Source organism: Amycolatopsis nalaikhensis (genome assembly GCF_030264295.1).
In the GTDB taxonomy this organism is placed as follows: domain Bacteria; phylum Actinomycetota; class Actinomycetes; order Mycobacteriales; family Pseudonocardiaceae; genus Amycolatopsis; species Amycolatopsis nalaikhensis.
Window position 1 is genome coordinate 1,128,947 of record NZ_CP127173.1, and the last position, 12,146, is coordinate 1,141,092.

12 protein-coding genes are annotated in these 12,146 nt (G+C 72.9%); 7 read left to right on the forward strand and 5 right to left on the reverse strand.

Features of this window, described 5'->3' with window-relative positions:
* The first annotated feature begins 162 nt into the window (after positions 1–162).
* Together QP939_RS05325 and QP939_RS05330 are read left to right on the forward strand one after the other, a co-directional pair.
* A complete protein-coding gene (locus tag QP939_RS05325) occupies positions 163–1,071 on the forward strand; it encodes an RICIN domain-containing protein (protein ID WP_285455416.1) in 909 nt (302 codons plus the stop codon).
* 69 nt (positions 1,072–1,140) lie between these two features.
* Positions 1,141–2,571, forward strand: a complete 1,431-nt coding sequence (locus QP939_RS05330) for an FAD-dependent monooxygenase (protein ID WP_285455417.1) — start codon at positions 1,141–1,143, stop codon at positions 2,569–2,571.
* Positions 2,572–2,737: 166 nt separating this feature from the next.
* On the opposite strand, the gene QP939_RS05335 is transcribed toward QP939_RS05330, so the two are convergent.
* Complete coding sequence (locus QP939_RS05335) at positions 2,738–3,394, reverse strand: polysaccharide deacetylase family protein (protein WP_285455418.1); 657 nt, start codon at positions 3,392–3,394, stop codon at positions 2,738–2,740.
* 3 nt (positions 3,395–3,397) lie between these two features.
* Positions 3,398–4,057: a glycoside hydrolase family 11 protein gene (locus tag QP939_RS05340; protein WP_285455419.1), complete on the reverse strand. Its 660-nt coding sequence runs from the start codon at positions 4,055–4,057 to the stop codon at positions 3,398–3,400.
* Between the two features lie 162 nt (positions 4,058–4,219).
* Here QP939_RS05340 and QP939_RS05345 point away from each other — a divergent pair, with 162 nt between their 5' ends.
* Positions 4,220–4,720 carry a tetratricopeptide repeat protein gene (locus QP939_RS05345; protein ID WP_285455420.1) on the forward strand — a complete coding sequence of 167 codons (501 nt, stop codon included), beginning with the start codon at positions 4,220–4,222 and terminating at the stop codon, positions 4,718–4,720.
* 44 nt (positions 4,721–4,764) lie between these two features.
* Here the strand turns inward: QP939_RS05345 and QP939_RS05350 are convergent, their stop codons facing one another.
* Positions 4,765–5,853: an IS630 family transposase gene (locus QP939_RS05350; protein WP_285455421.1), complete on the reverse strand. Its 1,089-nt coding sequence runs from the start codon at positions 5,851–5,853 to the stop codon at positions 4,765–4,767.
* A 100-nt stretch (positions 5,854–5,953) separates the two neighbouring features.
* On the opposite strand from QP939_RS05350, the gene QP939_RS05355 reads away from it, so the two are divergent.
* Positions 5,954–6,526 (forward strand): tetratricopeptide repeat protein, encoded by a 573-nt coding sequence (locus tag QP939_RS05355; RefSeq protein ID WP_285455422.1) that lies wholly within the window; start codon positions 5,954–5,956, stop codon positions 6,524–6,526.
* A 42-nt stretch (positions 6,527–6,568) separates the two neighbouring features.
* Here QP939_RS05355 and QP939_RS05360 read toward each other — a convergent pair whose 3' ends face one another.
* Positions 6,569–9,100, reverse strand: a complete 2,532-nt coding sequence (locus QP939_RS05360) for an ABC transporter permease (RefSeq protein ID WP_285455423.1) — start codon at positions 9,098–9,100, stop codon at positions 6,569–6,571.
* A gap of 2 nt (positions 9,101–9,102) precedes the next feature.
* Positions 9,103–9,837: an ABC transporter ATP-binding protein gene (locus QP939_RS05365; protein WP_285455424.1), complete on the reverse strand. Its 735-nt coding sequence runs from the start codon at positions 9,835–9,837 to the stop codon at positions 9,103–9,105.
* 111 nt (positions 9,838–9,948) lie between these two features.
* On the opposite strand from QP939_RS05365, the gene QP939_RS05370 reads away from it, so the two are divergent.
* The 3 genes from QP939_RS05370 (at position 9,949) to QP939_RS05380 (ending at position 12,049) form a co-directional block, all read left to right on the forward strand.
* Positions 9,949–11,148: a sensor histidine kinase gene (locus tag QP939_RS05370; protein ID WP_285455426.1), complete on the forward strand. Its 1,200-nt coding sequence runs from the start codon at positions 9,949–9,951 to the stop codon at positions 11,146–11,148.
* Entirely contained in the window at positions 11,136–11,792 is a 657-nt protein-coding gene (locus QP939_RS05375; protein WP_285455428.1) for a response regulator, read from the forward strand. The genes QP939_RS05370 and QP939_RS05375 overlap by 13 nt, the downstream gene beginning before the upstream one ends.
* Before the next feature lie 71 nt (positions 11,793–11,863).
* On the forward strand, positions 11,864–12,049 hold the full coding sequence (locus tag QP939_RS05380) for a hypothetical protein (protein ID WP_285455429.1): 186 nt from the start codon (positions 11,864–11,866) through the stop codon (positions 12,047–12,049).
* Positions 12,050–12,146: the final 97 nt, after the last annotated feature.

Genomic DNA, 12,146 nt, shown 5'->3' on the forward strand with positions numbered 1-12,146 from the left:
CGGCGTTTCGGCATCGGTGCTGTCCTCCTCGGAACTCGGTGGTCACCGCTGTCGAACCAAGCCGTCCGCGCCCTGCTCGGACAAGCATTCCGGACGGTCCCGGACACTCCCGGACGGCGCTACACTCGCGCGACGAGTCACTCACCAGGGGGAGGAGCGACGGTGCCCGACGACTGGCCCGACCCGCGCGAGGCCACCGATCCGGCCGCCTTCGTCGCCGCCATGCGACGGTTGCGCGTTGTCACCGATCTGAGCTACCGGTCCCTCGAACGACGGGCCGCCAAGGCCGGCTCCGCCCTGCCCAGCTCGACCATCAGCGGTGCCCTCAGCCGGGACACCCTGCCCCGCGCCGATCTGGTCGCCGCGTTCGTCCAAGCCTGCGGTGGGGATGCCGCCACCGTCGACCGGTGGATCTCCGTCCGGGCGGACCTCGCCGACCGGACCACGCCCGAACCCCCGGCGCCCGAAGCACCCCGGCCGAAGCGACGGCTCGTGCTGCCGGTCGCCGTGGTCGCCGTCGTCGCCGTCGTCGCCGTCGTCATCGGCGGGCTCGTCCTGCTCAGCCGGGACACCGATGGCCAGGAGACCGCACCCAGCGGCGCCCCGGCACCCGCCGCCTCCCCGGGGTTCCGGCTCCGGCTCGCCCACACCGGCTTCTGCCTCGGCGAAGGCCGGGAACGCTTCGTCAGCCAGGCCAGGGAAGTCGTCGGCCAGCACCCCTGCGAGACCGCGTTCCCGCCGATCACCGCCGAACCGGCCGAGGGCTCCTACCGCCTCGTCATGCGCCACCCCGACAAGGGCGTCGGCTGCGTCACCGTCGACGAGGGCGGCACGACCATCGAAGTCCTCCTCGCCGGTGGCGACTGCCAGGACGGCCGCCGTGACCAGCTGTTCACCTTCGAACCCGTCACCACGCCCGTCGCGGGCTACCGGCTCCGGTCGGTCGCCGGCGCGAAGTGGTGCGTCGGCGTCTACCAGGCCAGCGCCGACCCCGGCGTGCAGCTCATCCAAGACCCGTGCGACGGCGGGGCGCACCAGGTGTTCCTCACCGACGGCGGCCGTCCCGCCTGACCGGCCACGCCCGTTGTGCTGCCCGAGCGGACGTTGCCACCGCCGCGACCTCGCGCGAGCGTGACCGGCATGGACACCGAGGTGCTGATCGTCGGCGGCGGGCCGGTCGGGCTGACCGCGCGAGCCCTGCTCGGCCGGTGGGGTGTGCGGACGCTGCTGGTCGAGAAACGCCGTGAGCTGTCGCCGTTCCCGCGGTCGCGCCTGGTCAACGTGCGGTCGATGGAGATCTACCGCGCCCTCGGCCTCGACGCCGCGATCACGGCGGTCGCCTTCGCACGCGAGTACGGCCGCGTCCGCTTCCGCGACACGCTGAGCGGCCCCGACCTCGCCTCCGCGCCGATGCTGGGCGTGCACGACCCGGTGCCCGCGTCCCCTGCGCTGGGCGTCGTCACTTCGCAGGACCGGCTCGAGCCCGTCCTGCTCGCCGCGGCGGACTCCCCGGTGCGATTCGGCACGGCACTCGTCGACGTCGTCGAGGAAGCCGACGATGTGAGGGCGGTGCTCGATGACGGCACCGAGGTCCACGCGGACTTCGTGCTCGCCGCCGACGGCGCGAAGTCCACGGTCCGGGACCGGCTGGGCATCGGGACGGAGGGGCCGGGGTCGCTGGGGACCTTCACGACGGCCGTGTTCGACGCGGACCTCGGCGGCCTCCCGCCGACCGGCGTGTGCTTCACCCCGCACGGCACGCTGACCCCGCTCTACCCGGAGGGCGGCTGGGCGTGGTTCGGCCCGACGGTCCCGGACGCCGACTGGCCAGCCGTGGTCTCGCGCGCGCTGGGCGCGGAGGTCCCGGTCGAGGTCCGGCGGGTCCAGCGGTGGGAGATGAGCGCGTTCGTCGCGACGGGCTTCCGCCGCGGGCGGGTCCTGCTGGCCGGGGACACGGCGCACGCGGTGCCACCAATCGGCGGGCTGGGGATGAACACGGGGGTCGCCGACGTGCACAACGTGTGCTGGAAGCTGGCGGGCGTGCTCCGCGGCTGGGCGGGGACGTGCCTGCTGGACACGTACGAGGCGGAACGGCACCCGGTGGCGCACCGGACGCTCACCCAGGCGGTGGCCAACGCCCGCCGCACGATGGCGGTCCGGGACGGGGAGGTGCCGTGGTCGGAGCAGTACTTCGCCCAGCTCGGGCTGGTCCTCGGCGTCGCGTATCGCTCCTCCGCCGTGCTCGATCCGGGCGAGCTTGCCGAGCCGGGGACGGACTACGTGCCGACGCTTCGGCCGGGGCACCGGATGCCGCACTTCTGGCTGGCGCCTGGTAGGTCCACGCTCGACGCCTGCCGCGAGGGGTTCGCCCTCTTCACGACCGCTGGTGGGGCACCGGCCGGGTCTTGGCCGCTTCACGTCGAGCGGGTGACGGAGGAGCAGCTCGGGATGCGCGGTGCCCTGCTCGTGCGGCCCGACGGGCACATCGGCGCCCGCCTCGCGGATGTCGCGGAACTGCCGGGTGCGCTGGCCGCGATCACCTCGGCGGAAGCACACTCGCCGACCCGGTGACGGGGAGCCGGGTCTGCCGCTGGAGCAGCCTCGGGCGGCGGCCAGCCCGGTCCGCGCCGAGACCAGCCCCGGCACAGCCCGCCACCTCATTGAGATCGCCCTGAGCACGCCGGGAAGCCTGTTCCGGTGCGGCGACCACACCGGAACAGGCCCCGCCGCCCCCGGCTCAGCCCGGGGCGACCGCCCGCCCGGTCTGCGGCGAGATCATTCCCGCGCACAGGCCGCGGCTCGCCAGGGTCTGCGCGATCCGGGGGATCGCCGCCCGGGTGTTGGCCGGCCATTCGTGCATCAGGATGATCTGGCCGTTCTGCAGCCGGGCGTTGGCCGCGACGATCGCGTCCACGCTCGCGCCGTTCCAGTCCTGGGAGTCCACGTCCCAGATGATCTGGCGCAAGCCGTACTTCGACGCCACCGTCTGGACCGTCGAATTCGTCTCCCCGTACGGCGGCCGGAACAGCCGGGGCGTTCCGCCGCCGCCCGAGGCGATCGCCTGCTGGGTGCGGCCGATCTCGGAGTCCACTTGGGACTGGCCGAGCTGGGTCAGGTGCGGGTGGGTGTAGCTGTGGTTGCCGACCCACATGCCCGCGCTCACCTGCGCCGCCACCTGGGCCGGGTACGCCGCCGCGTACTGGCCCTCGTTGAACATCGTGGCCCGCAACCCGTTCTGCCGCAACGCACTCAGCAACGCCGGGGTGTTCCCGGACGACGGCCCGTCGTCGAACGTCAGGCCGACGTACCCGGTGCACGCCGCCGCGTGGGCCGCCGGGGTGACGGCCACCGCGCTCGAGACCGCCAACGCCGCGGCCAGGATCCAGGGTCGCACCGCTCAGCCCACCGTCAGGTTGGAGCTGCCGCTGCTCTGGTAGCCCTCGGTCGCGAGGATCATGTAGTAGTTGAAGCTGCCCAGCCGCATGCCGTAGCGCGCCCACGCGTCGAAGTGGTTGCCCGTCGTGATGGTGCCGCCGGTCTTCTTCTGCTGGCGGACGCTCCAGTACTGGTTGAACGTCTTCGTGCCTTCCACCGACGGCGCGTTGTACCGCGTGGTCTGGTAGATGTCGTACGTGCCGCCGTCGCTGGTGACCGTGCCCTTGTACGTCCCGGTCGGCCGGTAGGTGCCCCAGTTGTCGACGATGTAGTACTCGACGAGCGGGTTCGACGTCCAGCCGTAGAGCGCGAGGTAGCCGTTGCCCGACGGGTTGAAGCTGCCGGAGTAGCTGACCGTCCGGCGGCTGCCGTTGCTCCAGCCCTTGCCGCCGACGAAGTTCCCGACGTTGCTCCAGTTCATCCGGTAGTTGCCGCCGGAACCCAGCGTCATCTGGACCGAGCCGCCGCCGTCGGTCCAGAACGAGTAGTAGTACCCGCCGTTGTTCCCGGTCTGGCTGGTGGTGATGACGGTGTCGGCCCGGGCGACCCCGGGCACGAGCGTCGCGATGAGCGCCAGGGCGGCCCCACCGGCGAACACCCTGAAGCGGTTCTTGGTGAGCATGCTTCCTCCTCGTCGAGGCTGGCAGGCGAGCCAGGATGGCGAAAGCATGCGATCGACATCGCTGGTGGGGCAATAACTTTCGATAAGTTTCGGGAGTACGGCAGGGTTTCCCGATCGCCCGCGTTTCATCCGGATTTCATCGCCCCCGCCTAGCGTCGCGGCATGCGCGGGGACGAGTTGTACCAGGCGGGGTACCGGTTGGAGCGCGGCGGTTCCGTCGCGGATCTGCCCGAAATCGAACACCTCTACCGGCGGAGCGCGGCGGCCGGCTCGGCGGCGGCGATGGCCCGGCTCGGGCTGCTCCTCGAAGGGCGGACGCGCGCGGAATTCGAAGGCCACTGGCCCGGCCGGGCCGTCGGAAACCTCGCCGAAGCCGCCGAGTGGTACCGGCGGGGTGCCGAACGCGGGGATCCGCACGCCGCCTTTTCCCTGGGGCGCCTGTACTCCGAGAAGCTCGGCGACTGGACCAAAGCCGAACCGTGGTACCGGCGAGCCGCCCGCGGTGGCCACGACGAAGCCCGCCGGCGGCTGGCCGGTGGCCCGCACGGTGAGCCGTGGCCGTCCCGGGAAAACCGGCCGGACGGCGGCTGGGCCGTGCTGGCCGCCGTCGTGGGGCTGGCCGTGCTGCTCGCCCTCGTCGCGTTCGTGGTCACGATCGGCTGAGCTGGCGTTTCACCGGAATTTCAGCGCACCGGCCTAGTGCCGTATCAAGCAACGTTGGGTAGGTAATCCGGTCGGCGGATCTTGGAGTTGACGGCGAAGTGGCGCTTGGGGTGGCAGTGGCGGTTGCGCCAGCGCAGGTAGCCCGCGATCGCTGTCTCCTGGGCGGCGTGGCTGGGGTAGTCGCTGCCGTCGAGGGTGAAGTAGCGAACCGCGGTGAACTCGCACTCGATCCAGTTCAACCACGAGGCGTTGGTGGGCGTGTAGACCAGCTCGATGCCGTTGGCGGCGCACCACGCGGTGACCTCGACCTTGCCGTGCGGTCCGTAGTTGTCGCAAACCAGGTAGAGCTTCCCGGCCGGGAAGCGGCGGCGGATTTGCTTGCAGAAGTCGAGGAACTGCGGCCAGCGTTTGCGGTCACGGAACCGGTAGAACATCTGCCCGGTGGCGAGGTCGAGCGCGGCGAACATGTGCCGGATGCCCTTGGTGCGGGTGTAGGTCGCGCGCAGGCGGGCCGGTCGGCTGCGAGGAAACCAGCCGCGACCGGGACGGGGTTGCAGGTTCAGCGGCCCGAACTCGTCGACGCAGATCACCCGTCCGTCGGCGGGTGGGTGGTCGTAGAGGTCGAGGATGCGGGTCTTCTTCGATATGAAGTCCGGGTCCTTGCTGGCTTTCCAGGTCTTCGTCGCCTGCCAGGACACGCCCTCTTGGCGCAGGATCTGCCGGACGGTTTCGGTGCTCACCTTGATCCAGGCGTGGTCGGTGAGGTAGTCGACCAGCTTGGCCAGGCTCCAGGTCGTGAACGGCAACCCCAGTTCGGTCGGTTTGCAGGCGGCGACGCGGCAGATCTGTTCACGGGCGGCCGGCCCGAACTTACGAGGTCGGCCGCCCTTCCATTTTGGGGACAACGCCGCGAACCCAGAGTCGTTGAACGCGTGGATCACCTCCCGCACATATCCCTCGGTCGCGGCGAACCTCGTCGCGATCTCTCCCGCGGACCGACCCTGCGACGAGGCCAGCACGATCCCGGACCGCCGCAGACGCACCCGATCCCGAGTCGACCTCGTGATCTTGACCAGCCGCTGCGCTTCTTCGGGCTCCAACGACCGCGCGAACACCTCCGGCTGACGCGCCATCCCTCACCTCCACCGGCCAGCCTCGCGCTCACCGGCCCGGATGTCCACGCGACACGGTTACCGCGTCAACGTTCCTTGATGAGGCACTAGCTTCCGCGGAATGACCGCGAACGAGCTCTTCCAGGCCGCCTACCAGCTGGAGTTCTTCGGCTCGCTGGAGGATCTGCCCGAGATCGAGCGCCGCTACCGGGAAGCCGCGGCAGCCGGGTCACCTGACGCGATGGCGCGGCTCGGGCTGATCGTCGAGGGCCAGACCCGCGCCACCATGGAGGGACGCCCACCCAACGAAGGCGTCGGCGACCTCGCCGAAGCCGCCGAGTGGTACCGGAAGGCCGCCGAACTGGGCCACGCGCAGGCCGCCTACTTCCTCGGCCGCCTGTACGCCGAGAAGCTGGGCGACTGGTCGCGGGCCGAACCGTGGTACCGGAAAGCCGCCGCGGGCGGGAACAACGCCGCCAAGCAGGACCTGGCGGAGGGCCCGCACGGGGTCGTGCGGCGGCGCGCCGTGGACATGTGGCTCTCCTCCGGCGAACCACCGCCCGACACCCCGGGGGCACCACCGCGGCCGCGGCACAGCAGCGGCACCGAGAACGGCGGCTGCGCGGTGCTGGCCGTCGCCGCGATCCTGCCCGTCCTGCTCGTTTTCCCCGCCCTGCTCACGAAAACGGCCTGAACAGACTCCGGGCGCCGGCCGAGGGGGACGGCGCCCGGTCCCCTACTCCCGCAGCCCGATCGCCTCGACCGGGCGGGCCCGCGACGCCACCCGCGTCGCGATCCCCATCGCCGCCATCCCGAGCAGCACCGCCCCGCCGATGATTCCGAAGTAGACGGTGAGTGGCCCGGACGGGAGCGGGTCGCCGCGCAGGCCCACGTTGAGCAACCCCAGCGGTACCAACGCCACCAGCGTCCCGGCGACGACCGCGATCCCGACCGTCACCAGCGCCTCGAGCCGCATCATGTGCCGCACCTGGCGGCGCGTCGTGCCGATCAGGCGCAGCAACGCGAACTCGCGGGCCCGCTGCGCCGTCGTCAGGACCAGCGTGTTGGCCACCGAAATCGCGAGGTACCCGACGATCACGCCGACCGCGACCAGGTTCAGGTAGAACTGCGCCTGCCGCTCACCGCCCTCGGGCGCGGCGATCGACGCGGCGGGCGCGACCGTCAAACCCGGGTACGGCAAGGCTTTCAGCGCCGCCGACACCGCCGCCGGGTCCGCGTCCGGGGAACGCCGGACCAGCACCGAGTCGTCGAGGCGGCCGCCGGTGTGCTGCCGCGCCAGCTCGACCGGCAGCACGAAGTCGCCGAACGCCTTGTCCCGCGTGTACGTCGCCACCAGCCGCAGTTTCGCCGGAACGCCGTCGCCGAAGTAGAACTCGACGTCGTCGCCGAGCTTCTTGTCCAGCCAGTCCGCTTCCGACCGGCTCAACGCCACGGTTTCGCCGGTCAGTTCGGTGAGGTTCCCGGCGTCGACGCCGAGTTCGAGCGCGCCCCGGACCTTGTCGCCCGCCAGGCCCTGCGCGGCGTTCCGCTGGACGTCCATGCCGTCGCCAACCGTCGTCGCCGTGATCACCGACGTCCGCACCACCGGCGTCGCGGCCGCCACCCCCGGCAGCCCGCCGATCGCCGCGGCGGCCTCCGGCGAGACCCCGGCCGGGCTGGTCACGACGTAGTCGGCGGTCGTCGACCGCGCGGACTCCTCCGCCACGGCCGCGGTCGCGGACGTCTGGCTGTAGAACGTCGACAGCGCGAACGCGATCGCCAGCACCAGCGGGGTCACGGCCGCCGCGACGCGCCGGGTGTTCGCCACGGCGTTGGCCCCGGCCAGGTAACCGCTGATCCGCCAAACCCGCCCGAGCACCGGCGCGAGCACGCGCACCAGCAGCCCGGTCACCTGCGGGCCCACGACCGCCAGTCCGATGACGACGACCAGGGTCGCCATCGTCGAGATCGCCGTCGCCACCTCGCCGTGGAGGAACAGCGGCACCAGCGCGCCGCCGAAACCGACCGCCACCAGCCCCCAGCCGGTGAGGACCCGGACGCGGCCCAGCTCACGCCGTTCGACCGCGGCCTCCCCCAGGGCCTCGACCGGCCGGATCGACGACGGCCGCCGCGCCGCCGCCCACGCGGCCAGCCGGGCCGCGCCCAGCCCGAGCAGCACGGCGGCGAGGGACGGCAGCGGGCTCAACGCCAGCTCGAACTCGGGTGGGACGACGCCGATCGCGGCGAACGCGTCCCGCAGCACGGACGCGAGCGCGAGTCCCAGCACGCCGCCGAGCACCCCGGCGACGAGCGCGACCAACGTCGTCTCCGCGCCGATGAGCTGCCGGATCTGCCGCGGGGTCGCCGCGACCGCGCGCAGCAGCGCGAACTCCCGGCGCCGCTGGTTGATGGTCAGCGCCAGGGTGCTCGCGACCACGAACACGGCCACCAGCAACGCGAAGCCGCCGAACGACCCGGCGATGGCCAGCAGCAGCGTCCGCGTCTGGCTGACGTCGAGGAACTCGACGGAGCTGCGCTCGACGCCGGTGGTCACCTCGACGTCCGGTGCGGCCGCGCGCACCCGTTCCGCCAGGGCTTCCGGCGCGACGCCCGGCTCGGCCAGGACGCCGATGGCGTGCGCCCGGCCCGGCTGTCCCGCCAGGTCCGCGGCCCGCGCCGGGGTGAAGAACAGCGCGGACTGCCGCGAAAGGCCGTCGACGACGCCGGTCACCCGGAACGTCTCCGGCACCGACCGCGTCGCGATCCGCACCTGCCCCCCGACGGCCACCCCGGCGCGGCGGGCCAGGTCGGCGTCGAGGACGACGTCGCCGGGCGCGGCCGGTGGCTGTCCCGCCCGGAGGGTGAACGGCGCCAGCGCGGCCGTGTCCCAGCCGTGGCCCAGGGATTCCGCGCCGCCGAGCACCTGGCCGTCGCCGGTCACTACGTGCGCGGGGAAGCTCCGCTCGGCGACCGCCGCGCGGACGCCGGGCACCCCGGCGATCTTCCCGGCCAGGTCCGCCGGGACCGTCGGCTGCTCGCCGACCTGCTCGAAGGTGAGCGCGTCGGCGCCCGGCGGCCGCACGGTCTGGGCGCCGCCGACGACGACGGCCGCGGCGGCGTACCGCTGGGTCGGGACCCCGGCACGCAGGCCGGACTCCATGAGCACCCCGCAGGCCGCCACCAAAGCCGTACCGCACAGGATCGCGACGAACGCGCCGGTGAACCCACCGAGCCTGCTGCGGATCGTCTGCCAAGCCAGCGTCAGCACGTTCACCACTCCCCGAGGTGCGTCATCCGCTCCGCCACCCGCTCGGGCGTGGGGTGCGGGAGGTGCCCGGCCAGCCTGCCGTCGGCCAGGAAGAGCGCGCCGTGCGCGGCCGAGGCCGCGACCGGGTCGTGGGTCACCATCAGCACGGTCTGGCCCATCCCCTCGACGACGGCACGGAGCAGGTCGAGGACCTGCCGCGCGGTGCGCGTGTCGAGGGCGCCGGTCGGCTCGTCGGCCAGCACGACGTCGGGCCGCGTGACGAGCGCCCGCGCGATCGCGACGCGCTGCTGCTGCCCACCCGACAGCTCCGCCGGGCGGTGTTCGAGCCGGTTCGCCATCCCGACGCCCTCGACGACCTCCCGCAGCCACCGCGGGTCCGGCTTCCGGCCGGCCAGCCGCAGCGGCAGGGTGATGTTCTGCAGCACGTTCAGCGACGGCATCAGGTTGTAGGCCTGGAAGACGAACCCGATCCGGGTGCGCCGCAGCCGCGTCAGCTCACCCTCCTTGAGCCCGCCGATCTCGGTGCCGCCGAGCAGCACCCGCCCCGACGTCGGCCGGTCCAGCCCGGCCGCGCAGTGCAGGAAGGTGCTCTTGCCCGAGCCGGACGGGCCCATCACCGCGGTGAACGTGCCCCGCTCCACCGTCACCGAGACGCCGTCGAGGGCGGTGACGGCGCCGTCCCCCGAGCCGTACACCTTCCGCACCGCGGACAGTTCCAGCGCGTGCGCTGTGGTCATCGTTTTCACGTAAGGAAAACTAGGTTCGCGGCGCGCCCCGATCGATCCCGTGGAGGGGAGAACCGGGGGTAGCGCGGGCACCACCCCGGTGGTGGGGTGCACACTGTGGGCGTGACGACCCGCCTGCGTGAGTGCTGGTCGGCGGCTCGTTACCTCGTCGTCGGCGCCGGCACGTCGATGCTGTCGATCTTCGCCCTCACCGGGCTGTTCGCCGTGCTGCTGCTGTGCCCGTTCGGCGTCGGGATCCCATCGCTGGCCCCGGCGATCCGGCTCGCGCGGTGGCCGGTGGGCGTCGACCGCCGCCGGGCCGCGCGACGGCTGGGCGAGCCGATCCCCGAGCCCTACCGCGACGGTTCCCCGCTGAAGGACCCGGCGACCCGCCGCGACCTCGCGTGGCTCGCGCTGCACGCGGCGACCGGGCTGCTGCTCGGCGCGCTGGCCGTCGGCCTGCCGCTGGGCGCGGTCCAGCAGGTCGTCACGGCGTTCGTGTGGCCCGCGGTGCCCGGCGGGATCGAGGGCTCGCTCGGCATCATGGTGAACTCGTGGCCGCGCGCGGCGCTGACCCTCGTCGTCGGGGCCGCGATGGCCGCGGCCACCCTCCTGCTGCCGCGGGCCGCGCGCTGGCAGGCCCGCACCGCGCGTTCCCTGCTCTCGCCCGGGCCGGGTGTGGTCCTCGCCGACCGCGTCGCCGAACTGACCGCGACGCGCGCCGCGGCGCTGGAGGCGCACGGGGCCGAGCTGCGGCGCATCGAGCGTGACCTGCACGACGGGACGCAGGCCCGGATCGCGGCGGTGGTGCTGCAGCTGGGCGTCGCGGGCCAGCTCTACGAGCGCGACCCGGCGGCGGCGCGCGACCTGCTGGTGAAGGCGCAGGACACGGCGACCGACGCGCTGGCCGAGCTGCGGACGGTCGTGCGCAGCATCTACCCGCCGCTGCTGAGCGAGCGCGGACTGGCCGGGGCGGTGCGCGCGCTCGCCGAACACTGCCCGGTGCCGACGGCGGTCACCGTCGAGTACGAGGCGGGCCGCCCGGCCGCGGTGGAGGCGGCCGCGTACTTCGTCGTCGCGGAGATGCTGGCCAACGTGACCAAGCACGCCGAAGCGTCCGAAGTGGACATCACGCTGGGCGGCACGGCTTCGCTGCTGTGCCTGGAAATCCGGGACGACGGCCGCGGCGGCGCGGACGAGTCCCGCGGCAGCGGGCTGGCCGGGATCCGGCGCCGCGCCGAGGCTTTCGACGGAACCCTGGAGTTGACGAGCCCACCCGGTGGGCCGACCGTGCTGCGAGTGGAGCTGCCATGCGGGTCGTGATCGCCGAGGACGACGCGCTGCTGCGCGAAGGACTGGCGCTGCTGCTGAAGACGGCGGGCATCGAGGTCGCCGCGACGTTCGACAACGCCGAGGACTTCCTCGCGTTCGTCGAAGGCGAGCGGCCGGACGCGGTCGTGATGGACGTCCGGATGCCGCCGACCCACCGCGACGAAGGCCTGCGCGCGGCGGTGCGTGCCCGCGAGATCCACCCGGCGCTGCCGGTGCTGGTGCTGTCGGCGCACGTCGAGACGAGTTACGCGGTGGAACTGCTCGCGGACGGCGTCGGCGGCGTCGGCTACCTGCTCAAGGAGCGCGTCGGCAAGGTCGAGCGGTTCCTCGACGCGCTGAACCGCGTCGCCAAGGGCGGCACGGCGATGGACCCCGAGGTGATCGGCCAGCTGATGTCCCGCCGCCGCACGGCCGATCCGCTGGCCGCGCTGACCGCCCGCGAGCGCGAAGTGCTGGCGCTGATGGCGGAGGGCTACAACAACAGCACGATCGCCGAGCTGCTGGTGGTCAGCGACGGCGCGGTGCTCAAGCACATCCGCAACATCTTCGCGAAGCTCGGCCTGCCGTCCGACGAGGGCAGCGGCCACCGGCGCGTGCTGGCGGTGCTGGCCTACCTCGGCCGCGACGCGGGGTAGCGCGGGCACCACCCCCGATCCGGGTGCCGCCGGGATCGTTTCGCGGCCCGCGGCTTTCTAGCGTTTCCGGCATGAACGCACCCACTCGCACTTCCTCGTCTCCCGTCCTCCTCTGGCTGGTCCTGGTCCTCGGCGCCGGGGTCAACGCGGCCGGGTCCCTGACCGGACTGCCCGACCCGATCCGCATCACCGCGGGCGCCATCGCGACCATCGCGCTGGTGGCGCTGATCGTCCACTACGTCCGGCGGCGGCGTTAGAAAACCGGTGGAACGGCGGCCCGGTCCGCGGTTACCGTGCCGCGAGCCCCTGTCGCCGGCTGCGAGGAAGTGCCGTTGTACACCCTGTGAGACCTCC